Genomic DNA, 25,085 nt, shown 5'->3' on the forward strand with positions numbered 1-25,085 from the left:
TTACACGGCTCATTCGATAATATCTCCGCGCAAAATGTATTTGCATACGGCCACTGTGCTGATGAAACCGAGCATGGCAATTAACAGCGCAGATTCAAAGTACGTCTTGCTGTTGAGCCACAGTCCTAGTAGCACAATGAGCGCAATCGAATTGACATACATCGTGTCAAGCGCCAGCACACGGTCTGGTAGGTCTGGGCCAATAGTTAAGCGATAAAGATTCATCAATAATGCCATCACTACCAGCGTCAAGGTAATCGCGAGTGCAATGCTCAGCATTCGTATATCTCCTTCAGCGGACGCTCATAACGCGCGCGTATTTGTTCGATTAGCGCGTCCTCATCGTCCACATTTAGCGCATGAATAAGCAGTGACTTTCCGTCCATGCGCAAATTGGCTGATACAGTGCCCGGCGTCAGGCTAATGGTGCTGGCGAGCAGCGTAATTGTGAAGCGCTCTTCAAGCATCAGCGGGTATTCAATAAAGTGAGGCTTAAGTTTACGCCACGGATTAGCGATCAAATACGCAACTTCAAAGTTGGCAATAACGATATCGCCCAGTACGCGAAGCGCAAAACGCAGTAGTTTAAGAGGCTTGCCAATACGCGGGCGTGCATCCCAAAAACGATGGGTTAACAACGGAATAAGGATGGCCAGCGCGCCGCCTAACACAATCTGGCCAAACGCAAAGCTACGCACGAGTAATAGCCATACCAATAGCAGCAGCAGTGACAATACTGGCGTAGGAAGCCAAGTGCGAGGGGCAATCATTGGGCGTCTCCAGCATCAGGCAGAAGCGTATTAATTAATAGCTGTGGGTTGGCTAGCTGCTCTCCTGTGGCTTGAGTGTAGCTACTCACTGGACCTGCAAAGACAACCATTAGCGGTGCCGCACTGAGTAACCACAGCATGCCAACCCACTGATAGCGGGAGAGGGTGCTGCCGCTTGGGCTACCTCGATGGCTGCGCCAAAATAGCGTAGAACCCGCACGAGAAAGCGCAATCAGCGAGGCAAGACTGGTCAATAGTAGCAGTGGCCAAAGCCACAAACGTTCTCCACCTTCTGCGGCGTTAAGCATCAATGCTTTTCCTAAGGCACCAGATAATGGCGGTAAGCCTGCCACCGCAATGGCACCGATAAAAAAGGTAATCGCAAGTGCATTTCCTTGTACTAACGGGCGGCCTTTCACGATACGTGTGCCGGGTTTGCCTCGCTGCAGGCCAATCATTTCTGCCAGCAAAAAGAGCCCGCCAGTAATTAACGTCGTATGAATAAGATAATAAAGCAGTGCAGATGTCGCCGCTGGAGTGCGCATGCCAATTCCGGCCAGTAACGTGCCTACTGAAATAAGCACCAAGTACGCTATTAGCAGACGAAGATCACGGGCGGCCATAACGCCAACGCCAGCTGCCGCTAAGGTTGCTAAGGCTAACCACCATATCCAGGGCTGCTCTAATGCGACTAAACTTCCCGCTTGATCGCTAAATATCAGTGAATAGACACGTAAAATAGCGTAGATGCCCACTTTCGTCATGATAGCAAATAGCGCAGCCACAGGGGCTGGCGCGGCGGCATAAGCGCGGGGCAGCCAGAAATAGAGAGGTAAAATAGCGGCTTTTAAACCAAAAACCACTAACAGCATTAACGCCCCAGCGGTGACTAAACCTTCGCGCTCAGCGGGCAGGCTGGTCAGCTTATGCGCCATGTCGGCCATATTTAGCGTGCCTGTTGCACCGTAAAGAACACCCACCGCAATTAGAAATAGGGACGATCCCGCTAAATTAAGCACGACATAGTGCACGCTAGCTTGTATACGTGCTTTACCTCCGCCATGCAGCAGTAATGCATAAGAGGCAAGAAGCAATACTTCGAAAAAGACGAAGAGGTTAAACAAGTCGCCAGTTAGAAAGGCGCCGTTAATACCGAGCAGTTGCCATTGAAATAGGCCATGAAAGTTACTGCCTTTTTCATCATCACCGCCGCAGGCAAAAATGACCGCGCCGACCGCTAGAATAGCGGTTACTAGCACCATCAATGCTGACAAGCGATCAAGCACCAGCACCACTCCAAACGGTGGCTGCCAATCACCCAGCGCGTAGTAAGTGATCTCACCACTCGCCGCTTGATTGACTAAGGCAATTGAGACAAATAATAAGAGTACCGAGGCAACAACGCTGACGGCGCGCTTATAGCGTACTAACCCTTGGCGTTGGTAAAGCAATAAGATGCCCGCAACTAACGGTAGCACCACAGGCAAAACAATTAGATGCTGAATCATTCGCGGTCTTCCTTTTTGCCATCAACATGGTCATTACCTACTTCGCTGCGTGCGCGCATGGCTAGAATGACCACAAAGGCGGTCATCGCAAAGCCAATCACAATCGCTGTCAATACCAGTGCTTGGGGTAATGGGTCAGCAACGTTCGCATTTTCATTTACCAGGGCAGCCCCATCAGTGGTTAAGCCTCCCATCGAAAACAAAAACAGATTGACCGCATAAGAGAGCAGCGTTAGACCGACGACAACGGGGAAGGTACGTCCCCGCAAGGTTAGATAGAGTCCGCAGGCGGTTAATATGCCCGTTGTAATGGCATAGAGCATTTCCATTAGTAGGACTCCTTATCGTTGGACGTTGTGGAGTCGTCCGTTGTTTTGGGGTCTGTGACAGGCCGATGGGGAGTAGTAACTTTACCCAGGTTGGCCAGGATCATCAGTGTTGCACCTACAACGGCGAGATAAACACCAAGATCAAATAGCAAAGCGGTGGCCAGCTCGAAGGTGCCAATCAGTGGCAGCGTGAAATAACCGAATGATGACGTTAAGAACGGGTAGCCCAACAGCCAGCTGCCCAGTCCGGTGAGCGTTGCAATGGCTACCCCCACGACGGCTACCGGTTGGAAGGGGAAGTTAAGCCGCTCTTGCGCCCACTCCACACCGCGCGCCATATACAGCAAAATCAGCGCGACAGCGGTAATCAAACCGGCAATAAAACCACCACCAGGTTGATTATGGCCGCGTAAAAAGATAAACGCAGAAACCAGCAACGCCAGCGGCAGTAAGGTCATTGAGATTGACGTTAAAATAGCCGGATAGCGATCAGGCGACCAAACGCGACCTTCGCCATCGCTGTGAGGGATGAATAGGCGTAGCCGGTTTAGCAGTTTAAAGATTGCTAAGCCTGCAATGGCTAGCACCGTGATTTCACCGAGCGTATCGAAGCCACGGAAGTCGACTAATATCACGTTGACGACGTTGTACCCGCCGCCGCCAGGTTTGCTGTTTTCAACGAAGAACTCAGAAATCGACAGCGTTTCACGTGTCATCACCGCATAGTTAAGGCTAGCCACCACCAAGCCCAGCGCCCCTGCCAGCAGCATATCTCGTACATTGCGCTTGGGGCTCGACTCACGCGGTGTTTTTTGGGGCAAGAAAAATAGCGCTAGCATCAGCAGAATCATGGTGACAACTTCTACCGATAGCTGCGTCAGTGCTAGGTCTGGGGCCGAAAAGCGTGCAAAGGTGAGAGCAACGAATAGGCCTACAACAGATAACATTAGTAATGAGATTAACCGATAGCGATGCGTAGCAGCGGTTGCTATACCCCCAAAAATTAGCATACCCGCACCCAGCAAGACGATGCCATCAATTGGCTGATTGCCTTTAGCACCAGTTAAATTGCCAGTACTTGCCAAACCGATTACGCCCATCAGTAACGCCGCGAAAAGTAACCAACCCATATAGCGCTGAAGCGAGTTGCCTTCAAACTTGGTGATCAGTTGCTCGGCACGGTAGCTAAGGGTGACGATAAAACGCTCAAATACGCGGCGGGCATCGACACTAGCAAATGGCTGCATGAAACGGCGTAGATCGGCGTGGCGCCAATACAGCGCAATGCCCACAATAAAGGCCAGCCCACTCATGATTAAAGGTAGGTTGACGCCATGCCAAATAGCTAAATGGAAATCAAGTGGTTCTCCCAGCACAGCCTGGGACGCTAACTGTAAAATACCGGTAGCAAAAAAGGCGGGAAATAGTCCGACTAAAACGCACAGAACCACCAGAATTTCCACGGGTAGGCGCATTAAGTGTGGTGGCTCGTGTGGTGCTTTAGGCGTTGATTCTTTGGCGGGTTTATAAAATACCGCATGCACCAAACGCACAGAATAGGCTACCGAAAGAATGCCACCTAACGCTGCTAGCGCAGGAAGTAACCAGCTAAGACCTCCCAGTACCGGGGTAGCTAGCGTTTCGGTAAAGAACATCTCTTTAGAAAGAAAACCGTTAAAGAGGGGAACGCCAGCCATGGCAGCGGCGGCCAGGGTAGTCAGCAGCGCGGTAACCGGCATGGCTTTTTTCAAGCCACCTAATTGCTTGAGTTCTCGAGTGCCCGTTTCGTGATCGATAATTCCTGCACTCATAAACAGAGCAGCTTTGAAAGTGGCATGATTCAAAATATGAAACAGAGCTGCTAGCACTGCCATTGGGCTGCCGATACCGAGCAGTACGGTAATTAAACCCAAGTGACTCACGGTTGAAAATGCTAAAATCCCTTTTAGGTCGGTCTTAAATAACGCAAACCAGGCCCCATAAAGCAGTGTAATAGTCCCTACTAGCGGTACTACCACGCTCCAAAGTTCGCTGCCCGCAATGGCGGGATGCAAACGCGCCATTAGGAAAATACCCGCCTTTACCATGGTGGCAGAGTGTAGGTAAGCAGAGACGGGTGTTGGGGCTGCCATGGCATGAGGTAGCCAAAATTGGAAGGGGAATTGGGCTGATTTGGTAAATGCACCGAGTAGAACCAGACCAAGCATTATCGGATAGCGTGGGTCAGCGACGATTGCAGTACCGCTGCTAAGTACGTCATCCATCCGGTAGCTGCCTGCCATATCGCCCAATAGCAATAACCCCGCTAACAGTGCCAAACCACCGGCACCGGTAACGGTAAGTGCCATGCGGGCACCTTTACGGGCATCGCTCCGGTAAGACCAAAAGCCAATCAATAAAAAAGAGGAAAGACTGGTTAGTTCCCAGAACAACCAGAGTAAAATAAGGTTGTCTGACATCGAAATACCGACCATCGATGCCATAAACAGCATGAGAAACGCATAAAAGCGTCCAAACGGTTCATCTTTGGCTAGGTAAAAATGTGCATACAATAGAATTAGAAGGCCAATGCCAAGAATCAGCAGGTTAAAGAGCAGCGACAGGCCATCTAAACGAAATGCCAGCTCTAGGCCTAATTCGGGCATCCATGCCGCGTTAAAACGCAGCATTTCACCTTCTAACAGGGTGGGGATTTGCAGCAATGTAAGCAGTAGGGCAACCGCAGGCAGTATGCTTGTCGCTAGCGAGCACAAAGTGCGGCCGCGTTTGGCACTTAATGCCGGTACCACTACGCCTAGCAAAGGCAGTAAAGCTATCCACAGCAGTGTCATGGGCTTATCCAGCGCAAAAAATCATAAAACACCAAGGTCGCAATAGGCACCTGAGTGACGGAGATACATCAAGTGAAACAACAGGATATCACTTGTATAGTAAGTGTGTGGTTTTAGTATAAAGTGTTGCCGTTAACCGTTCAGAGACTCCTTGTTCCATGAGTGAACCATTCAATACCTGGCAAGCCCGCTTCGAAAAACTGCGTAGCAACAAGCTTTTTGAAGGGGTAGTAATATCAATCATTGTGGTTTCTGCACTAGTGATCGGTGCGAAAACCTATGAGGAAACCTCTCGAATAGAGCAGTGGCTGCTTTATCTAGATATTGCCGTTACGGTGTTCTTTCTGATTGAGATTTTGATCAGAATGGCAGCCGAGCGCAACTTAGTCAGCTTTTTTAAGAAAGGCTGGAATGTGTTTGATTTCCTGATCGTGACCGCTAGCCTGATACCGATGGACGACTCGGAGATGGTGCTGCTGGCACGTTTACTGAGGATTTTCCGCGTCTTGCGCTTGGTGTCGATGATTCCTGAGCTGCAAATGCTGCTGGTGGCTTTGGTGAAGTCCATCCCCAGGATGGGCTATGTTGTACTGTTGATGTTTATTATCTTTTACATCTACGGCGCTATTGGTAGCTTCCTGTTCCACAATGTTGATGAAAGCCTTTGGGGTAATATTGCCCTCGCCATGTTGACACTGTTTCAAGTAGCGACATTTGAGAGCTGGGCCACCGCTGTGCTTTATCCCACCATGGAAGTTTATCCCTATGCGTGGATCTATTTCTTAACCTTCATTTTTCTTAATGCATTTATTTTTCTCAATATGATGATTGGTATTGTGTTGGACGTCATGCAAAAAGAGAGTGCCCAGCTGGATTTAGATAGCGGTGAAGGTGACTCTGCCCAACTGCAAGCACTTCGAAGCGACGTGCATACGTTAAAAGCTCAACTTGATCGTATGGAAGCTGCGATGGTTCAAAAAGGCGCCCCAACGACGCTAAACGACCAAGCCGACCTATCTGAAACAGGGTTGCCTAAAACCGGCTTACCTAGAACCGGCTTACCTAGAACAGAGTAACGAAAGGAGCGCTGCCATGATGCTATCTGACCCCTCTAAAAAATACCGTCCTTTTGTGGCCGTTGACCTGCCCGATCGCCAGTGGCCAAGCCAGCGTATTGAAACGCCACCCATTTGGTGCAGCGTTGACCTGCGTGATGGCAACCAGTCGTTAATTGACCCGATGGATCAAGAGCGTAAACAGCGCTTGTTTGATCTGTTGCTGAAGACGGGGTTTAAAGAGATTGAGGTTGGTTTTCCATCAGCGTCGCAAACCGACTTTGACTTTGTCCGTGCGTTAATAGAGCAGGATAAAATCCCTGACGATGTGACCATTCAGGTGCTGACTCAGGCGCGCCCACACTTAATTGAGCGCACTTTTGAAGCGCTTGAAGGCGCTAAAAACGCTATTGTCCACGTCTATAACGCCACCGATCCGATGTTTCGTCGCGTCGTGTTTAATGTGGATAAAACGGAGTGTGTTCAGATCGCGGTGGATGCCACAGCACAAATCCGCGATTTGATGGCCGCCAACCCAAACACTAATTGGACCTTCCAGTACTCGCCGGAGCTGTTTACCACTACCGAAATGGACTTTGCGGTAGAGATTGTCGAAGCGGTGATGGACACGTTTGGGCCGAGCGTTGATAACCGGATGATCGTTAATTTACCGGCCACCGTCGAAGTCGCCACACCAAATAACTACGCCGACCAAATTGAGTGGTTCTGCCGCCATGTTAAAAAACGCGACACGTTAATTGTCAGTGTTCATCCCCATAATGATAGGGGAACAGGCGTTGCGGCAGCAGAGCTAACGTTGATGGCCGGAGCTGATCGGGTCGAAGGCACGCTGTTTGGTAACGGCGAGCGCACTGGCAACGTGGATATCGTCACGCTGGCCATGAACATGTACACCCAAGGTGTTCACCCGAACCTCGACTTTTCTAACATCACGCCGGTCATGCGCGAGGTGGAGTACTGTAACCAGCTACCCGTTCATCCACGCCACCCTTACGTGGGCGATCTAGTATTTACCGCGTTCTCTGGCTCGCACCAGGATGCCATCAAAAAAGGTATGGCAGACCGTCGCGCCCATCCTGAAGCGCTTTGGGATGTGCCATATCTGCCGATCGACCCGCTGGATGTGGGGCGCAGTTATGAAGCGGTGATTCGCGTTAACAGCCAGTCAGGCAAAGGCGGTATTTCCTATCTGCTGGAACAAGAGCACGGCATTGAGCTACCGCGCAGGCTCTCTATCGAGTTTAGCCAAGTGGTACAGGAAGTGGCCGACCGCACTGGGCGTGAAATTACCTCGCAAATGATCTATCAAGCGTTTGCCGATGAGTATCTTGAACAGCATTCTCCGCTGGCGCTGATTAGTCATCGCCTCTCTTCTGAGCCGGATAGCCCTAAAGTAGCGCTAGAAGCCGTGTTAGAAAACAGTGGTAATCGAGAAACGGTGTCCGGTGAAGGCAACGGCCCCCTAGCTGCCTTCGTGAAAGCGTTGGTCGTCAGCGGCCATGATGTGGAAATTATTGACTACCACGAGCATTCCCGTGGCCAAGGCGCGGATGCTGAAGCAATTGCCTATGTCGAAGTGCGCATTGATGGCAAAGCGGTGTTTGGCGTGGGTACCGACGAGAGCATCACCAGTGCGTCGATGAAAGGGGTGCTTAGTGCAATTAATCGCCACTACTCTACTCAGCCTGTAGCGGCGAACGTAACAGCGGATACGTTGGGTTAATCCAACAATAACCAGCTCGCTGGAGTAGCTGAAAATGCGGCCTTGGCAGCTCATAGCGTTTACCGCAATAGTCATCGCAGGGCTGCTGTCGGCTGCGGCTTCTCATGAACCGTTTGATTCCCGACTGGTGCGTCTGGAAGCACAGCAGGCGCTGCCAGCACTTGCGTCTACGCTGGAGCAGGAGTCGCCTGACATCAATGCGCTTTTTCTCAGCTACGCTGCTGACCAAGCGCTTTGGATGAGTGCCTCGCTGGCAATTTTACGATACGGCGATAGTGCGCGCAGCGCCTTAGTCGACTACGGAGACTCTCCTCAGTTTCAGGAGGTGCTAGTACGCTTTGGCGCGGATGCAATCTTGCCTGTGGTTTACTTCCGTGATCACGATATTGCTACGCTTCGCGCTCAGCATTGGCTAGGTGAGCGTTATCAGCAGGTCAGTCGTTGGTGGGACGATGACGATTCAGGATCAGCGAGTGTGAACGAAGGCCAGGCCAATGAAACGGACATAGAGAAAGCGATAGCACAATTGACACCCTATCGACGAGGTCAGATGGGAGTTGCGCTATTAGCGTCTAACGGCCATGCACTGCTGAACCAGTTTGTGGTCAGTGAGCAAGGCGATGTTGAGTGGTTACAGGGCGAACGCCTAATCGCAGGGGTTGGGGATTTTTTCACCGGTGGCCTACGTGACCTTGAAAGCCAATGGCGGCGCGGTGACGACATTGGCGCAAGCGCTGTTGCTTGGGCCGGAGTTGATCTCTTGGTGATGGCTAGCACAGTGAAGGTGCTACGTGCGGGCAAAGCGGCTCGTAGTGCTCGGTTGGGTAGCCTTGAAGCACAGGGTGCTCGCACTGGTGTGCGTCACGGAATGGTGGCTGCGGGCGGACGCTTCGCTACGCTGCCGCGAATGGCGAAAGTGGCGGCGGTGGCTACGACTGCCTATGTGGTCGTTCGCCACCCAAGTTTGGTCAGTGCGCTAGGTGCCAACCTAGCGACATGGCTAGGCTGGCCGGTATGGCTTGGCCAGTTTGTGATTTGGTTGATCGTGCTATTGCCGGTGTTGATCATCGCGCGCTTTTGTTACCGCTGGTTACTTACACCGCTGCTATGGCTAGTGGTACCACTGGCGCGGCTGTGTATTAAGGCGGCTAACCGTTCACTTGCCAAGCGCAAGGGGCATACGAAGGCTCGGGGTTAAGCAGGCCCGTTGGCACCATGTGCCTGCATGAACCTGCTAGTCAGCGTTATGCTTGGCTCGCCAACCACCCCCGCCAGCCGCCAAACTGAGTGATCTCCTCTGCTTCTCCGCCTTCATTGAGCGCGCCTGCGGTGCAGATAAAGCCGCATTTCCAGCTGCCGTCGGCAAGTTCTACCTGACCTAAGCCGAGCGGGGCGGGAATACCTGCCAAGAAGCTACCGAGGGTTTCGATAGGCAGGCGCCAAACCTCCACTTCAATGGCTTGGCCATTGTCATCACGTAGCATTGCAGGGCGTTTAGGGGCCCCTCCCGCCAGTGCAAACAGTTTATAGCGCGGTGCGCTGTGGGTGACGCTGACCAAGGTGCCGCCCCGCTGGGTCAACTGGTGGTTAAGCGCTAAGCCCTGTAGGTGTGCACCGCATACCACCAGTTCCATGCTGCCATCTTGGGCGGCGATGGAGAGCTCCGCTAATGGCGGGTGCGGGTGGTCGGTGGCGCCTAACGGCAGCATAAGGCGCTGTTCAAGGGCGCGAGCGAGGGAGAGTAACTCCAAATCAGCCAATGCTGGACCAAACAGGGTGACGCCAATGGGTAGGCCGCGCTCGCTAAAGCCGACGGGCACGGCAAGCGCGCTGTAGTCGAGCAAGTTCATAAAGTTGGTCCAGGTGCCCAGGCGCGAGTTTACGCCAATAGGGTCTGCCGCTACCTCTGCTTTGCTAGGGTGCGTGACGGTCGTGGGGGAAAGCATGACATCCACGTGGCGGATTAACGCGTCGGCTTGGCGTTTGTACTCAGCAAGTTGATAGCGCGCATCAAACGCATCCACCGCCAGCGGTGTTGCTCCCCCCTGGGTGATTTGGAAGGTGACGGGATGCACGGCATCGGGGTGGCTCTGCATCAGCTCACGAATCACATGATAGCGCTCAGCGACCCAAGGTCCTTCGTAAAGTAAGCGCGCTGCTGCCAATAAGGGTGAACAGTCTAGCTCGACTTTTTCACCGCCAATAGCTTCCAACTCTGCAATTGCTAGGTGCATACCCTGGGTATACGCAGCATCGGTTTGCCACTGCGCTTCTAGCGGCACGCCAAAGCGGAACGCTGCCGGTGCTTTGCCATAACGCTTACCGTGAATGGCAAAGTCAACGCGTTTTGACCAGGCGCACTGATCATCATAAGCGGCGGTAATGCCGAGCACGTTGGCCGCATCGTCGGCGGTAAGCGTAAATAGGCTGATCGTATCCAGAGTGGCGCAGGCGGGCACGACGCCGCGGGTGCTAAGCAGCCCGAGGCTGGGTTTAACACCATAAAGGTTGTGGAAGCAGGCGGGCACCCGTCCAGAACCGGCCGTGTCGGTGCCCAGTGCAAAGCTGACCATGCCCGCCGCCGTCACCACTGCCGAGCCGCTGCTGGAACCACCCGGCACCAAGGTGGGATCAAAGGCATTAGCGGGCGTGCCATAAACCTCCAGCGCCCGCTCGCCCACTAAGCCAGTCGCAAACTGATCTAAGTTAGTTTTGCCCAAGGGGATAGCGCCTGCAGCGATTAACTGCTGTACCACAAACGCACTTTCTGATGGCGTATAGGCAAATGCTGGGCTGCCTGCTGTTGTCGGTATATCCGCAAGATCAATGTTGTCTTTAAGCGCAAAAGGGATGCCGTATAGCGGCAATGACTCAGGTGATTCGCCTTCTAGGCGCTGCAGGTAAGGTGCTAACTGTTCACGGGTTAAACGGGTAATCCAAGCCGCATCGTGGCCATAGACGTCAGCCGCTGCCAGTAATTGATCGATTAGGTCAGACGGCGTTAATTCACCGCTGCGATAGGCGGTGTGTAGGCTAGCAATATCGAGTGAAATCGGAAGTGTCATTGTGGGTTCCTTAATGAGGCTTGTATGACGCGCGAAGGGTGGGGTAGGTTGATACCGTTGTCATATTTCCAACCTTCTCGCCAAGGCTGCGTAGAAAGCACAACTTGCCAACCCGCCTGGGTGCGCTGTAAGAAGTCAAAACACAGGCTAGCGCGCCAGCGCAGAGTCTCATCAGCTAAGCGGTTTAAAGGCGTAAACAAGGTATCTGCACGTATGTTTGCAGGGCGTGGAGTAATCGCCATGGCGTAGTCGCCAAGCTGCAGCCAGCAAAGTTGCCCCCGTTCGTCGGTGCGCACTGTCTCCTTGGGGATGTCGCGAGTAAGCCGTTGCCAGTGCTCCACATAGCGCCCGGTAGGATGGCTCTCTTCCAGCGTGTCATCGTCAATCCAGCGCAGTAGGCCCACATCCCGCTCTAAGCCAGGGCAAAGGTCCTGATAGCGGTGCCACGTACACAGTTCGCCTTCAATCTGGGTAATGCCTGCAAAAGCGCTAAGGCTTGCTAGCCATTCAAGCTGGGCGTGGTCGCATGAGGTTAAGCACGTGATGCCCGAAAAATCAGGTAGCGTTGCCGGTAAGCGCAGGTCGGCATGCCAGTACTGGCCCTGCAGCCAGAAAACCCGTGAGATAGTATCGGCCTGTTGGTAGGGCGACATGGCAGGCTCGGCATATAGCGTTCGCTGCCAAACGCCTCGATAGCGATTGGCAACTGCTGGTAGTGGAGCGCTCATCGCTTTGGCGCCTCGTTTTGCTGCTCTTTGTGCTTGCCGTGCTGGCCTAGGCTACCGACTTCACGAGCGCCCTCTGGGAGTGTGATGTCGCCTTTTGCTAGACGCTCACGCAGGTAGCGGAAAGTTTGGATGGTTTGCGCGTAAAGGTGGTCGCCTGCTTTTAGCGACGCATAGTTAGCCTGGCCATGGCGCTTGACTAATGCAGGTAGCGGCGCGACCTCAGTATGGTAATCGCAGGCGAAAAACAGCGGAAACGAGTAGCGTTCTTCTTTTACCTTGCGCACCCGGTGGGACGTTGCCACAAACTCTCCATTGCTCCATATTTCCAGCATATCGCCAATATTCACCACTAAGGCATCCTCGCGAAACGGCACGTCGATCCACTCCCCAGCACCGTTCATCACTTCCAGCCCTGGCGCCGTGGGTAGCAACAGAGTGAAGCACTCGTAGTCGGTATGCGCGCCAATGCCTTGGGTGTCTTGTGCATCAGGGTTGTAAGGGTAGTGAATCAGGCGCAGCTGGCTGGGCGGTTTGGTGACATGGCGCAGCAGCTGCTGCTCTTCCAGCCCTAATGCCAGGGCAAAGCCGCCCATTAGTGCGCGGCCCACCTGGTAGACGGCATCGTAATAGGCGGCCACTGGCGCTCGGAAACCGTCAAGCGCTGGCCAGGGGTTAGGGCCAAGGAGTGGGGTGCCAGCCACAACGTCGGGATCGTTTTCGGGTAACTCAAAGGCGAGGTCAAACGCTTCTTTCATGTCGGGTTTTGTGGGGTCAGGAGACTCTTCACCGGGTGGTACATAGCCACGATGGTGATGATAATGGCCTATATAGCGCTGCATCTTGGCGTCTGTTGACTGGGCAAAGAAGCGCTTGGCTTGTGTGATCAGCCCATGACGCAGCGAATCATCAATACCGTGCCCAACCATTTGAAAGAAGCCAACCTCGCGCGCAGCGCGGCCAAGGGCGTTGGCAACGGCTCGACGCGCGGCGGCATTGCCATGCAGTAAAGGGTCAATATCGATCACGGGAATGGTTTGGAAGTCGGCTAGGCGCGGATCGGCGGGAAGCGGGCTCATGAGCTTGCCTCCTTGCTATCAGTGAGCACTACCAGCGGCTGCCCAGGCGCAACTGAAGCGCCTTCGCTTAGCGGTAGCCTAACCACTCGGCCTGCACAGTGAGAGGTGATCTCCACTTCCATCTTCATAGATTCTACCAGGGCCACTGCTTGGCCAGCACTGACCTGCTCACCCTCTTGGATAAGCAGTTTCCACAGGCTACCGGTGACAGGGCTTTCTATGCCTAGCTCGTTATCATTTAACGCGGTTACCTCGGCACTTTGCGGTGTTTGGTCTTCAAAGGTGAACTGCCCATTGGCGCGCCAATCGGCCATCTCTGCCTGGAAAGCGGCTTCGCGTTTGCTGCGAAAAGCCTCAATGTCAGCGGCGTTTTTGTCGATATCGGCTTGGTAATCCGCTAAACGGAAGTGAGTCGTTTCAACTGATAGCTCAAAACGCCCGTGGGGAAAGTCGCGGCGGATTTGTTCAAGCTCGTCGTGGCTGACCTCATAAAAACGCAGCTGGTCAAAAAAGCGCAGAAGCCAAGGATTTTCAAAGTGTGCTGTTGTGCGGTAGCGGTTCCACATCTGTAGCGTGCGGCCGACAAACTGGTAGCCACCAGGGCCTTCCATGCCATAAACACATAAATACGCGCCGCCAATGCCAACAGAGTTTTCTGCTGTCCAGGTGCGGGCGGGGTTGTATTTGGTAGTCACAAGACGCTGGCGAGGATCCAGCGGTGTGGCGACTGGGGCTCCCAGATACACGTCGCCCAGGCCCATCACTAGGTAGCGGGCATTGAAAACGATATCGCGCACGGCCTGTTCACTTTCAAGAGCGTTAATGCGGCGAATAAAGTCCAGGTTGCTGGGGCACCAGGGGGCGTCCGGGCGCACGCTGCGCTGGTATTTATCGATGGCTTCCTGGCAGGAGGGGTCATCCCAGGAGAGGGGTAAATGCACCACCCGAGAGGCAACTTCCAGTGACTCCACGTCGACGAGGGCCTGCTCTGCGGTGAGCAGGTGGGCGAGCAACTCATCAAGGCTCAGCTCACGCGGCTCGTAATGCACTTGCAGCGAACGGATACCGGGGGTTAATTCCCGTAGGCCGGGAAGCGAGTGCTCCTGCAGCCACAGCATCCAGGCATGGACACGAAAGCGCAGCGCGATATCCAGTTCCATCGCGCCAAACTCGATAAGCAGGAAGTCATCCCCAGCACGACGGTAAACAATCCGTTCACCGGCCTGTTCGGCGGGCACGTCGCGCAAAACGGAGCTGTCGCGCTCTTCATCAATACACGGTTGGTTTGGCTGAGCAGCAAGTGCTTCAAGCTCGGCGAGCTGGCGATCTTCGAGTGCGCGCGCCGTGGCAAGGCTTACTGGCACAAAGCGTACTTTGTCACCCGCGCTGAGCTGGCCTAACTTCCAGCGTTCGGCGCGGATTACCGTCGCTGGGCAAACAAAGCCGCCTAGGGAGGGGCCGTCAGGGCCAAGAATGACCGGCATATCGCCGGTAAAGTCGATGGTGCCAAAGGCGTAAGCGTTGTCGTGAATATTAGAGGGGTGTAAGCCCGCCTCGCCACCGTCGGCTCTGGCCCACTCGGGACGGGGGCCAATCAGCCGTACGCCTGTGCGGCTGGAGTTATAGTGAACCTCCCAGTGGTGATCAAAAAAGCGCTCAACATCGTTATCGGTGAAAAAGTCCGGCGCGCCGTGGGGGCCGTAAAGTACGGCTACCTGCCATGTCTTACCGCCGTCTTGATCGCCGAAGGTGGGAATTAGCGCCTCTTCCAGCTTAACCGCCGATGTGGGATCAAACGGTGGCAGGTCGAGCATGTCGCCGCTGCGCAAAGCGCGTCCGCCGTGGCCGCCAAATTGGCCCAGGGTGAAGGTACTGCGCGAGCCCAGGTAGTGGGGGCACTCAATGCCGCCACGTACCAGCAGGTAAGCGCGGGTGCCCGTAGTGGCTTTGCCTAGTGTCAGGGTAGAACCGGCGGCGATATCTAGCACTTGCCAGAAGGCGACCGTTTGACCATCCAGCGTGGCGGTCATGTGGGCACCCGTTAGCACAATTTGGCTGGCACGATGAAAGCGCAGCGTCGGGCCGGTCAGGGTGATTTCAAGCCCGGCGGCTTCGACTGGGTTATCCAGCAGGCGGTTGCCAAGCCGAAACGACCAGTCGTCGAAGGGGCCAGAGGGCGGAACGCCGACATCCCAATGACCCTGTCGACCGGGGAAATCCTGAAGAGTGGTTAACGTGCCGGGGGCGATAACTTCAATGGCTGGCGGTGCCCAGTCAAGGGTTGTCAGCCAGTGGGTGTCCAGGTCAGCACGCTGAAAACGCTCGGCGCGCAGTACATGGGCAAGCCAAGTTCGGTTGGTGGTAATGCCGTAAACGCTGGCGTTGTCCAGCGTACCGGCTAACTGGTCGATAGCCGCCTGGCGACTTGAGCCATGAACAATAACTTTGGCCAGCATGGGGTCAAAGAGCGCTGAGATTTCCAGCCCAGCTTCCAAGGCGTGGTCGATACGCAAGCCCTCTGCGTGCGGAAAGTTCACCTCGGTGAGCAGCCCGGCGCTGGGGCGAAAATCATGGGCAGGGTCTTCGGCGTACAAGCGCGCCTGTACCGCGTGACCGTGAGGCGTGAGCTGCTGGGTCAGCGTGGCAAGCGGGTGAAGTTGATCTGCCCCTAGGCGAACCATCCATTCAACAATATCAATGCCATACACCATCTCTGTCACGCCGTGCTCCACTTGGAGCCGGGTGTTTACTTCTAGAAAATAGAAGGCCTGGCGCTGGGTGTCGTAGATAAACTCAACGGTGCCGGCACTGCGATAATTAACTGCCTTACCCAACGTGACGGCGGTAGCGTGTAGTGCGCTGCGCACTGTTTCTGGTAGGTTAGGCGCAGGGCACTCTTCCAGTACCTTTTGATGGCGGCGCTGGGTAGAGCAGTCCCGCTCGCCAAGTGCCACTACGCTGCCGTTGCCATCACCGAAGAGCTGTACTTCCAGATGGCGGGCACTAGCAATATAGGCTTCGAGAAACACGCCACCATCGCCAAAGTTACGCTCGCTCAGGCCTTTTACCGAATCAAAGGCGCGCTCAAGTTCGGCGGGGGTTTGGCATATCTGCATACCAATACCACCACCGCCTGCGGTGGATTTGAGCATCACAGGATAGCCAATTTGCTCGGCGTTGCTAAGGGCGTCGTCAATGCTTGAGAGCAGCGCTGAGCCGGGTACCAACGGTACTCCAGCCTGCTTGGCAATGGCGCGGGCTTGGTGCTTTAAACCGAACTGCTCAATCTGCTCCGCGGTAGGGCCTAAAAAGATTAGCCCAGCGGCGTCGCAGGCGGTAATAAAACGCGTGTTTTCAGACAGAAAACCATAGCCGGGATGCACCGCTTGGGCACCGCTTTGCTTGGCAATGGCGATCAGCTTGTCGATGTTGAGATAGGTATCGCAAGCCGGGCCCGCGCCAAGCGAATAGGCTTCATCGGCCTGGTGGACGTAGGGGGCGTCGCGGTCGGCATCGGCATAAACCACCACGCTGCCAACATTCAGTGCTTTTAGCGTGCGTAAAATGCGTGCGGCAATAGCACCGCGATTGGCAATAAGTACTTTGCTAAACATGTGAGGTTGCCTGCAAACAAGGGCGGGTCGTCCCGCAGGTTGTTTGGCCATCTAGGGTCGTCCCTAGGGCGAGTCGCTTACTGCCAAACCAACAGCTCAATGGGCGTGGGGTTGTAGCCGTTGCAGGGGTTGTTGAGCTGGGGGCAGTTGGAGACCAGCACAATGACATCCATCTCAGCGACCATCTCAACGTATTTGCCTGGTGCGGAGATACCATCTTCAAAGGTCAGTTTGCCGTCAGCGGTAACGGGCACGTTCATAAAAAAGTTGATGTTGTGAGTGATGTCCCGCTTGGTCAGGCCGTATTCTGGAAAGTTGGCAATGGCCTGCATCCAGTTGTCTCGGCAGGAGTGCATGTGGCGTTTTTCCAGATCGTAGCGCACGGTATTGCTTTCGCTGGCGCAGGCGCCGCCTAAGGTGTCGTGGCGACCGCAGGTGTCGGCGGTAATGGTTAGCATGCCTCGCCCTTCGCTCGACATGAGTGTGGTGCCAGCGGTGAGGTAGACCGCACCCTGTTCGCGCACGGTGTCCATAGCGCTATAGCGCTCGCTGGTATCTTCAGCGCTAAAAAATAGCGTGTCGGCGGCCTGGTTGCCTTCTAGGTCGAGAATGCGCAGGGTTTGGCCGCGCTTCACGGTACCAATGTAATGGTCGCCTGCGTTGACCGTGGTGCGGGTTAAGGCGTTTTCGGGGCGCAGAGTGCTTTCAATAATCATTGGGCGTTTCCCCTCTATAGGCCGAGGTGGTAAAGGCGGTTATTGGCAAAGCCGCGTGCGTTTTCGGGGCGTGACACGTAGCAAGGGTCATCTTCTGTGGGCGGTTCGGCGGTGCCGAGTGCGATGTCTACACCGCGACGGGGGTAGTTGGCGCTGGGGTCAAGTGGGTGGGGGCAGGTGTGAAGCAGTACCAGCGTGTCCATCTCCATGCGCAGTGTGACGCGACTACCTGGCTGGCAGTGGCCGCTGATATAGCGCAGTTTTCCCTCATCGTCGCTCTCTACCCGGGAAAAGAGATTAAGGTTGGCGGCCATATCCCGACGGCCCAGCCCGTACTTGGCGAGTTCTACTAAAAAGGCGTCAAAGCCGGTGCGGGTCCAGTCGTTGTGCGCCTGCTGATAGCTCACCGGTTGCCAGCCCTTCTTTAACAGATGATGGGGCATTAGGTTACCGCCGACGCTGTCATGCCAACCCAGGCTGTCTTGCGTAATAGAGGCAAAAATACGCCCCATATCCGAGTAAAGGCAGTGCCCTTGGGTAAGCTTAAAGGTGTGCTGACACTTCAAGGTGTCGGGCAAATTTAGCCGTTCCAACAGGTTTTCCGGGTTGTAGCATAAAAGCCCCACGTTACTGTCGGCCTGTTGAGCGGTTAGGGTGAGCGTGGTACCCCGGCGCAGGCGCAGCGACCAGTGATGCCCACCGGGTAAAACAGTGGTGTAATGAGCGTCGTTCTTCATAGCAGCGTCTCCTGGGTGTGGGTTTGCAGGCCGCCTTGTTGCAGCGCTTCTTTGAGAGCGGTTGAAGGGCGGTCTCGGGAGATAGGCAAGTCATAGGTAATCGTGGCACCAAACGCTTCTGGGGCTTGGGGGTCGTGGCGGGTTTTGTCGAATACCCACAGCCGGGTGCCTAGTTCAAAGGCTTCTTTAAGGTCGTGAGTGATCATAAAAATCGTGAGCTGCTGCTCTTGCCACAAGCGGTTGATGAGCCCGTGCATGTCCTGGCGAATACCTGGGTCAAGCGCGCCAAAAGGTTCATCGAGTAATAAAATGCGTGGCCGCATCATCAGCGCTTGAGCGATGGCTAAGCGCTGCTGCATACCGCCGGAAAGCTCGTGGGGGTATTTGTTTAACGCGTGGCTCAGGCCAACTTCGTCGATGCGAGCGCGTGCCTTTTCAATAGCGCGGCGTTTGGCGGCACCAAAGCTTTTACCCAATAACTTGGCGCTGTGTAGCTCGTCGGCAATCATGACGTTGCCAAGCACGGTGAGATGGGGAAAGACAGAATATTTCTGAAAAACAACGCCTCGGTCGGGGCCTGGCTCGTTGGGAATGGGCTTATCATCCAGCATTAAGCTGCCCCGCGACGTTGCTTCTGTGCCCAGCAGCATTTTAAGAAAGGTGGTTTTCCCGCAGCCAGAGGCACCGACCAGGGTGACGAACTCTCCAGGCTCGACGCTAAAATTAAGATTTTCGAGCACCACATGGTTACCGTAGTGCTTCTCTAGCCGTTTGGCAGCGAGCAGGCTCATGATTTATCTCCTTCACCTGCGTGGTACCAGGGAAAGGCTATGCGCGACACCCAGGCCAGCAGTTGGTCAAGCAGAAAGGCCAGCAGCGTTATCCACGCTACGTAGGGCAGAATGACGTCCATGGAGAGGTAGCGACGGACCAGAAAAATGCGGTAGCCAAGGCCTTCTTGTGCAGCAATCGCTTCGGCGGCGATCAGAAAGAGCCAGGCGGTGCCCAGCGCCAAGCGGGTCGCGTTGAGCAGGCGCGGCGTCAGCTGAGGCAGTAACACTCTTAACAGCACCTGCCAGGAACTGGCACCCAGAGTTTGCGCTTTAATTAACTGTTCATCGGGTAGCCGTAAAGCGTGGCCCTGAAGGTCACGAATAAGAAAGGGCGTTACCCCAATCACGATCAGCGCAATTTTAGCGGCCTCGCCGGTACCAAAGGCAATAAACAGAATGGGCAGGATGGCCATCGGCGGAATCAGTGAGGCGACGGTGACCAAGGGCGAAAGTTTGGCTCTCACGATGGGTAGACCGCCGTTCAAGATGCCCACAATTAAGCCAATCAACGCACTGATACCAACACCAATCACAATGCGTTCCAGGCTGGCAAAGGTGTCTGTCCACAGCACAATCTGGCCGGTGCGAACGTTCTCAGCAGTGGCTAAGTGGTAAAAGGAGCTCGCCATCGTTGAAGGCGTGGGCAGTAGGCGGTCGTTGGGGTTTTCCGCCAGTCTTGCGTTGGAGAGGCTCATATAGAGCATCGCCAGTAGCAAAAAAGGCAGTAAGCCTAAAAGCCAGCGGCTACCCCGTGAGGGCGTTAGGTTAATTAATCGCTTCATGGCGGTGTCCACACAAAATGAGAGCGGGGGGAGTGGCGCTCGCCACTCCCATGACGCGTATTACTGAGCGTCGAGATATGCTTGGGTAAAGCTTGGGTCAAAGCGCAGCTTTACATTGCTCTCATCGCCAAAAGTACCGGCGGGGGTGGTAATGCCGACTACACCAGCATTGGGTGCCATATCGCCGAGTAGGCCATGGGTAAAGCTAAACTCGGCTACTCGCTCCATCGTATCGAGCAACTCGGGGCTTTCCATGAGTTCGATGGCTTGTGCAGGATCGGTATACAGGTATGTGGCCGCAAGCTGTTGCCGGTAGCCTTCGACGTTAGTGCCTGCCGCATCCGCCATGATGGTGAGCGCATGTTCATCATCAGCTTCAATCAAGCCCATGACTTCATACCAAGCGCCGACTAGTGCATGGCCAAGCGACGGGTTATCCGCCAGGGTTTGGGTGTTGACGACCATCATGTCGAGAATCTCCCCAGGAATTTCCGCTGAGGTATACACCACGTGGCTGTCAGGCATGTCAGCAATAGCGCTTAACTGCGGGTTCCAGGCGGCCACTGCCTCCGTGGTGCTGCTGGAAAACAGCCCCACAATGTCAGCATCTGACGTGTTGACCGTTTCAATGTCGCGTTCGGTAAGGCCGACACTTTCAAGGGCGCGAGCAAGGAAGTAATGGGAAACGCTAAACTGGACAAGGTTAACCCGGCGACCTTCAATGTCGGCGAGGTCATCGCTGCCTTTTAGCACAATGCCATCGTTACCGTTTGAGTAGTCGTTAATAATGAGTGCGGTAGAGTCGACGCCGCTGGCAGAGGGGATCGTCAGTGCGTCCATATTCGTCATCGCACAGCCGTCAACGTTACCCGAGGTAAATTGATTGATCGACTCGACATAGTCGTTGACTTGCACCACATCGATACTTATGCCGTATTCGTCGGCCCACCTATCCACTACGCCTTCAACGTCGGCATAGGCCCAGGGCATCCAGCCGGCATAAATAGACCAGCAAACGCTGAATTCATCGCGCTCTTGAGCCTGGGCGGGCGTGACCGTCATCGGAGAGGTAAGGCTAGCAGCCAGAAGAGCGGCAGGTAGCGAAGCGAACGGTAAGTTTTTTAGAGAAATACGAGAGAGACGGGTCATAGAAGCCTCCAGCGGCTAGAAGAAAAACTCGGGGGCGTCGGCGCATGGCTGCACCTTATCCTCCCGGGCTTTTGTCCCGCCGTGTAACCTTGCTTTACCGCTTTCAATCAGTAAGTGCAAGGTCGATTGCTCTTGGACCAGTCACGTCATCAGGGGCAGAACATTGATGGCGTCGGAACCCTAGCGATCTATTGGAAACTCAATTGTGTGGCAGCCTACGCAGCCGATACCCCGTTTATTACCTATCTACTTTATTACCTATCTACTTTGTTACTTATATATAGAAAGCAAAATTGCGGCCGATTAGGTTTAATGCTTTTGATTTCATAAAGTTGGCTGGAATTGGTGCTCGCCCTGGCAGTAGGGCTGCCGCGTTAGCTGCTTGGTGATGGTGCGCGTGAGGCGATTATTGCACCGATTTAACACGCGTGTGTTTTGTCGTAAGCGCCCTTGCTGGGGGCTATTGGGCGCGAACGTGGGTATCAAAGCGGTGTCTTGCTGGCTCTGCCGGGCACTTCGCGCACCAAGCGGGGCATTAAGAAGCCGGGCAAGTGTTCAAGCAACTGGTTAACGAGCGTTTTAGCTTCTGAATCGGGAACATCAAAGTGGGCGGCGCCTTGTACGGGGTCGACCACATGCAGGTAGTAAGGCAGCACCCCCGCGTCAAAAAGGCGCTCAGAGAGTGCTGCCAGGGTGCTAACGTTATCGTTGATGCCTCGTAGCAACACGCTTTGGTTTAGCAGTGTGACGCCTACCTGCTTTAAGCGAGCACAGGCATCAACGACCGCTTGGTCTATTTCGTTGGGGTGGTTGATATGCAGTACGACCACTTTTTGTAAGCGGGTGTTTGCGAGCCAATCCAATAACGCGTTATCAACACGGTCCGGTATGACGACGGGTAGCCGCGTATGTATGCGCAGCCGCTTAAGATGCACAATACTGTCGAGCTGCTCGACAAGCCACGCTAACTGGCGGTCGCTGGCAGCCAGTGGATCGCCACCAGAGAGTATGGCTTCCTGGATAGTGTTGTCGGCTTGCAGATAGTCAAGCGCGGCGTGCCACTGGCTTCTGGAAGGCGAGCTTTCGCTATAGGGAAAGTGGCGACGAAAACAGTAGCGGCAGTTAATCGCACAGGCTGGACTGGCGATTAGCAGTACGCGGTTTGCATACTTATGAATCAGCCCTTTCACGGGTTGATGATCAGCTTCTTCAAGGGGATCAGTAACGTAACCGGGTGGGGTTAGCGTTTCATCGCCAAGGGGTAGCACTTGGCGCAGCAGCGGGTCATCCGGTGCGTTAGGGGGGATACGCGCCAGATAAGCTTCAGGCACACAGATCTCAAACAGCTGATGGCCTGCATCGGCGCCAGCTAACCACTGATCGCTCAAGCCTAGGCGTTGACAAAGGACAGCAGGGTCGCGGATTGCTCGGGAAAGCTGCTGTTGCCATGAGGCAGTCGGCTGGCCTGAGGTGTGCTGACCAGCAATAATGATGTTCTCCTGCAAAAAAGTCCTCCTTCGGGTTATCATGCGCGCACTTATTCAAAGAACGATCTAGCGAAGCGTGGCTTCGCGCATTACGCTACTGAAATAAAACATTGAGAGGCATTATGGCGAACTATTCTACCAATGAATTCAAAGGCGGTCTGAAAGTAATGCTCGATGGCGACCCCTGCTCAATCGTTGAGAACGAGCTGGTTAAACCAGGTAAGGGCCAAGCGTTTAACCGCGTTAAGCTGCGTAACCTGATGACCGGTCGTGTCGGTGAGCGGACGTTTAAGTCTGGTGACTCGCTGGAAGGGGCTGATGTCATGGATTTAGAGATGGAATATCTCTACACCGATGGTGACATGTGGTATTTCATGAAGACCGATGGTTCCTTCGAGCAGTACGCTGTTGAAAAGAAAGCCTTGGGTGATACTGCAAAATGGCTTAAGGAGCAGGTGCCTTATATTATTACCCTGTGGAACGATAAGGCGATTTCCGTGACGCCGCCCAACTTCATTGAACTGGAAGTGGTTGAGACTGACCCAGGTTTGAAAGGTGATACTGCCCAGGGTGGTTCCAAGCCTGCAACGCTGTCATCGGGTGCTGTGGTGCGCGTACCGCTGTTTATCAATCAGGGCGAAGTGCTGAAAATCGATACGCGCTCTGGTGACTATGTTTCTAGAGCGTAAGTGTTTCTAAAGCATAAGCGTTTCTAGAGCATAAGCGCTGTTTGAATGTCCGGTGGTAAGTTAGCCGCCAACGCAACTGTTTTATAAAGCCACGCGATGACACGCGTGGCTTTATAACGTTAGGAGAGAGTCAATGACGGCTAACTGGCAGCCAACGGCAAGTATTGAAACGCTGCGTGAGCGGGCACGCTTAATGGCCGCCGTGCGTGCTTTTTTTGTTGAGCGCGGTGTGCTGGAGGTAGAAACACCAGTGTTGGGGCAGGGCGGTAGTACCGATGTGCACCTTGTATCGCTTGCTACACTAGCGCGCACCGATAAAGGCCAGCGCAGGCTATGGCTGCAAACGTCGCCTGAGTTCCATATGAAACGTTTGTTAGCAGCGGGCAGTGGGCCGATTTTTCAACTTGCTAAGAGTTTCCGCGACGGTGAAATTGGCAGCCGCCATAATATCGAGTTCACCATGCTTGAGTGGTATCGGCCAGGGTTTTCTTTGGCCGAGCTGATTGACGAAACCACTACCCTGGTTGCCACGATACTGCCGAGCTTTGCAGGCCCGGTGGTATATCATCGTTACCGAGAGCTGTTTCACACCTACTTGTCAGTTGATCCATTCACGACGTCTCTAGATAACTTGCGTGCTTTAGCCGCAGAGCGTGGCCAAATGCCAGCGCATGCGCTAGCAGATGAGGGTCGTGATACTTGTCTTGACCTGTTAATGAGCATGGTAATTGAGCCGACGCTTGGTCAAAACGAGTTAAGCGTTGTAGTCGACTACCCTGCCAGCCAAGCCGCTTTGGCGCGCCGCCATCAGGATGCGGACGGCGAGTGGATGGCCTCTCGTTTTGAGCTTTATCTCAATGGTATTGAGCTGGCAAATGGCTATGATGAGTTGATCGATGCTGAGGAACAGCGGCTGCGGTTCAGCGAAGATAACGCCGAGCGCCGCCGTTTGGGGCTGCCTGAAGTGGACTGTGATGAATGTTTGCTGGCGGCACTTGAACACGGAATGCCTGCAAGTGCAGGCGTGGCGCTGGGAGTGGATCGTCTGATTCAACTGGCGTTAGGCAAAGCACGCCTGGAAGACGTGCTTACCTTTTCAACACCTAATTGCTAGCGGCTGCTTAGCTTTTAAGGCGTTCCCAATGTTTGGCCCATCTGTACGCTGGAGCCGAGCGGGTTATCTTCAAAAGCTACCGGCTTGGCAAAGCACATCACTACCGTGGAACCGAGCTTGAAACGACCCATTTCGGCACCTTTTTCAAGCGTGATTGGCTGCCCGAAACGCATGCGCTGTGGGTGGCCGGAAAGCGGTGTTACCTGGCCTGACCAGACTGTCTCGATAGCCGCTACAATCATTGCGCCGACCAATACCATCGCCATCGGGCCGTGCTCGGTATCGAAAATGCACACTAAACGCTCGTTACGAGCAAACAGCCCTGGCACGTAGTTAGCGGTGGCTTGATTGACTGAGAAGAGCCGCCCTGGCACGTAGATCATTTCCCGCAAGGTACCCGTGAGTGGCATATGTACACGGTGATAATCACGCGGGGAAAGATAAACGGTCGCAAAACTGCCGCCCATAAACTCTTCCGCTAGCGTGCTGTCGCCTCCCAGTAGGGTTTGGGCAGAAAAGGTGTGACCTTTCGCCTGCACTAACTGGCCTGCCTGTAAACGACCGAACTGCGACAGCGTGCCATCAGCAGGACTTAACAAGCCTTCACCCAGTGGGCGTGCGTCGGCTTTTAAGGCCCGGGTGAAAAAGTCGTTAAAGGTGGCGTAGGCAGTGGGGTCGGGTTCCAACGCCTGGCTCATATCCACGTTAAAGCGCTTAATGAATGCCTTAATTACTCTGTCTTTCACCCATGGGGTATCGCACTGGGCGACCTTGCCTGTCAAGCGCGACAGCGCGTGGTGAGGCAGAGGGTACTGAAGTAAAGAAAATGCTTTTTGGGATAGAGTCACTGTCGTAGGT

At 54.3% G+C, this 25,085-nt stretch carries 21 protein-coding genes and 1 riboswitch; of the genes, 5 read left to right on the forward strand and 16 right to left on the reverse strand.

What is annotated here, in order from left to right; genetic code table 11:
- Nucleotides 1-9 precede the first annotated feature (9 nt).
- Genes CR46_RS0109245 through CR46_RS0109265 form a run of 5 tightly spaced genes read right to left on the reverse strand, consistent with a single transcriptional unit; the run spans nt 10 to nt 5,438 of the window.
- On the reverse strand, nt 10-279 hold the full coding sequence (locus CR46_RS0109245) for a K+/H+ antiporter subunit F (RefSeq protein ID WP_030072154.1): 270 nt from the start codon (nt 277-279) through the stop codon (nt 10-12).
- Nucleotides 273-770, reverse strand: coding sequence for a Na+/H+ antiporter subunit E (locus CR46_RS0109250; protein ID WP_030072156.1), 498 nt, complete (start codon nt 768-770; stop codon nt 273-275). The genes CR46_RS0109245 and CR46_RS0109250 overlap by 7 nt, the downstream gene beginning before the upstream one ends.
- Nucleotides 767-2,278 (reverse strand): monovalent cation/H+ antiporter subunit D, encoded by a 1,512-nt coding sequence (locus CR46_RS0109255; RefSeq protein WP_030072158.1) that lies wholly within the window; start codon nt 2,276-2,278, stop codon nt 767-769. Before CR46_RS0109255 ends, CR46_RS0109250 begins: the two co-directional genes overlap by 4 nt.
- Entirely contained in the window at nt 2,275-2,607 is a 333-nt protein-coding gene (locus tag CR46_RS0109260) for a Na+/H+ antiporter subunit C (protein ID WP_030072161.1), read from the reverse strand. The genes CR46_RS0109255 and CR46_RS0109260 overlap by 4 nt, the downstream gene beginning before the upstream one ends.
- Nucleotides 2,607-5,438, reverse strand: a complete 2,832-nt coding sequence (locus CR46_RS0109265) for a monovalent cation/H+ antiporter subunit A (RefSeq protein ID WP_030072163.1) — start codon at nt 5,436-5,438, stop codon at nt 2,607-2,609. Before CR46_RS0109265 ends, CR46_RS0109260 begins: the two co-directional genes overlap by 1 nt.
- 158 nt (nt 5,439-5,596) lie before the next feature.
- Between CR46_RS0109265 and CR46_RS0109270 the strand changes: the two genes are divergently transcribed.
- The 3 genes from CR46_RS0109270 to CR46_RS0109280 are packed head-to-tail and all read left to right on the forward strand — an operon-like array spanning nt 5,597 to nt 9,435.
- Nucleotides 5,597-6,514, forward strand: a complete 918-nt coding sequence (locus CR46_RS0109270) for an ion transporter (protein ID WP_035536528.1) — start codon at nt 5,597-5,599, stop codon at nt 6,512-6,514.
- 16 nt (nt 6,515-6,530) lie between these two features.
- Entirely contained in the window at nt 6,531-8,237 is a 1,707-nt protein-coding gene (gene leuA / locus CR46_RS0109275; protein WP_030072167.1) for a 2-isopropylmalate synthase, read from the forward strand.
- 34 nt (nt 8,238-8,271) lie between these two features.
- Nucleotides 8,272-9,435 (forward strand): hypothetical protein, encoded by a 1,164-nt coding sequence (locus CR46_RS0109280; protein ID WP_030072169.1) that lies wholly within the window; start codon nt 8,272-8,274, stop codon nt 9,433-9,435.
- A 46-nt stretch (nt 9,436-9,481) separates the two neighbouring features.
- Here the strand turns inward: CR46_RS0109280 and atzF are convergent, their stop codons facing one another.
- The 10 genes from atzF to epmB all read right to left on the reverse strand — a co-directional run bounded on the left by atzF (nt 9,482) and on the right by epmB (nt 22,442).
- Nucleotides 9,482-11,302, reverse strand: coding sequence for an allophanate hydrolase (atzF, locus tag CR46_RS0109285; RefSeq protein WP_030072171.1), 1,821 nt, complete (start codon nt 11,300-11,302; stop codon nt 9,482-9,484).
- Nucleotides 11,299-12,030 (reverse strand): hypothetical protein, encoded by a 732-nt coding sequence (locus CR46_RS17955; RefSeq protein ID WP_051690155.1) that lies wholly within the window; start codon nt 12,028-12,030, stop codon nt 11,299-11,301. Before CR46_RS17955 ends, atzF begins: the two co-directional genes overlap by 4 nt.
- Nucleotides 12,027-13,106 (reverse strand): isopenicillin N synthase family dioxygenase, encoded by a 1,080-nt coding sequence (locus tag CR46_RS0109295; protein ID WP_051690156.1) that lies wholly within the window; start codon nt 13,104-13,106, stop codon nt 12,027-12,029. The genes CR46_RS17955 and CR46_RS0109295 overlap by 4 nt, the downstream gene beginning before the upstream one ends.
- The gene (uca, locus tag CR46_RS0109300; RefSeq protein ID WP_030072175.1) at nt 13,103-16,720 is read right to left on the reverse strand and encodes an urea carboxylase; all 3,618 of its coding nucleotides are present in this window, start codon (nt 16,718-16,720) and stop codon (nt 13,103-13,105) included. The genes CR46_RS0109295 and uca overlap by 4 nt, the downstream gene beginning before the upstream one ends.
- 77 nt (nt 16,721-16,797) lie before the next feature.
- Nucleotides 16,798-17,436: an urea amidolyase associated protein UAAP2 gene (locus CR46_RS0109305; protein ID WP_030072177.1), complete on the reverse strand. Its 639-nt coding sequence runs from the start codon at nt 17,434-17,436 to the stop codon at nt 16,798-16,800.
- Nucleotides 17,437-17,450: 14 nt separating this feature from the next.
- Nucleotides 17,451-18,173 (reverse strand): urea amidolyase associated protein UAAP1, encoded by a 723-nt coding sequence (locus CR46_RS0109310; RefSeq protein WP_030072179.1) that lies wholly within the window; start codon nt 18,171-18,173, stop codon nt 17,451-17,453.
- Nucleotides 18,170-18,964 carry an ABC transporter ATP-binding protein gene (locus CR46_RS0109315; protein ID WP_030072181.1) on the reverse strand — a complete coding sequence of 265 codons (795 nt, stop codon included), beginning with the start codon at nt 18,962-18,964 and terminating at the stop codon, nt 18,170-18,172. Before CR46_RS0109315 ends, CR46_RS0109310 begins: the two co-directional genes overlap by 4 nt.
- Nucleotides 18,961-19,788 carry an ABC transporter permease gene (locus CR46_RS0109320; RefSeq protein ID WP_030072183.1) on the reverse strand — a complete coding sequence of 276 codons (828 nt, stop codon included), beginning with the start codon at nt 19,786-19,788 and terminating at the stop codon, nt 18,961-18,963. Before CR46_RS0109320 ends, CR46_RS0109315 begins: the two co-directional genes overlap by 4 nt.
- Nucleotides 19,789-19,848: 60 nt before the next feature.
- Entirely contained in the window at nt 19,849-20,937 is a 1,089-nt protein-coding gene (locus CR46_RS0109325) for a putative urea ABC transporter substrate-binding protein (protein WP_030072185.1), read from the reverse strand.
- A 58-nt stretch (nt 20,938-20,995) separates the two neighbouring features.
- Nucleotides 20,996-21,132, reverse strand: a riboswitch (guanidine-I (ykkC/yxkD leader).
- A 287-nt stretch (nt 21,133-21,419) separates the two neighbouring features.
- Nucleotides 21,420-22,442 carry an EF-P beta-lysylation protein EpmB gene (gene epmB, locus CR46_RS0109330; RefSeq protein WP_030072186.1) on the reverse strand — a complete coding sequence of 341 codons (1,023 nt, stop codon included), beginning with the start codon at nt 22,440-22,442 and terminating at the stop codon, nt 21,420-21,422.
- A 104-nt stretch (nt 22,443-22,546) separates the two neighbouring features.
- Here epmB and efp point away from each other — a divergent pair, with 104 nt between their 5' ends.
- Nucleotides 22,547-23,113, forward strand: coding sequence for an elongation factor P (gene efp, locus CR46_RS0109335; protein WP_030072187.1), 567 nt, complete (start codon nt 22,547-22,549; stop codon nt 23,111-23,113).
- Nucleotides 23,114-23,246: 133 nt separating this feature from the next.
- Nucleotides 23,247-24,227: an EF-P lysine aminoacylase EpmA gene (gene epmA, locus CR46_RS0109340; protein WP_030072189.1), complete on the forward strand. Its 981-nt coding sequence runs from the start codon at nt 23,247-23,249 to the stop codon at nt 24,225-24,227.
- 14 nt (nt 24,228-24,241) lie between these two features.
- Here the strand turns inward: epmA and asd are convergent, their stop codons facing one another.
- Nucleotides 24,242-25,075: an archaetidylserine decarboxylase gene (gene asd / locus CR46_RS0109345; RefSeq protein WP_030072191.1), complete on the reverse strand. Its 834-nt coding sequence runs from the start codon at nt 25,073-25,075 to the stop codon at nt 24,242-24,244.
- Nucleotides 25,076-25,085 lie beyond the last annotated feature (10 nt).

This window comes from Vreelandella neptunia (assembly GCF_000712975.1).
Taxonomy (GTDB): Bacteria; Pseudomonadota; Gammaproteobacteria; order Pseudomonadales; family Halomonadaceae; genus Vreelandella; species Vreelandella qaidamensis.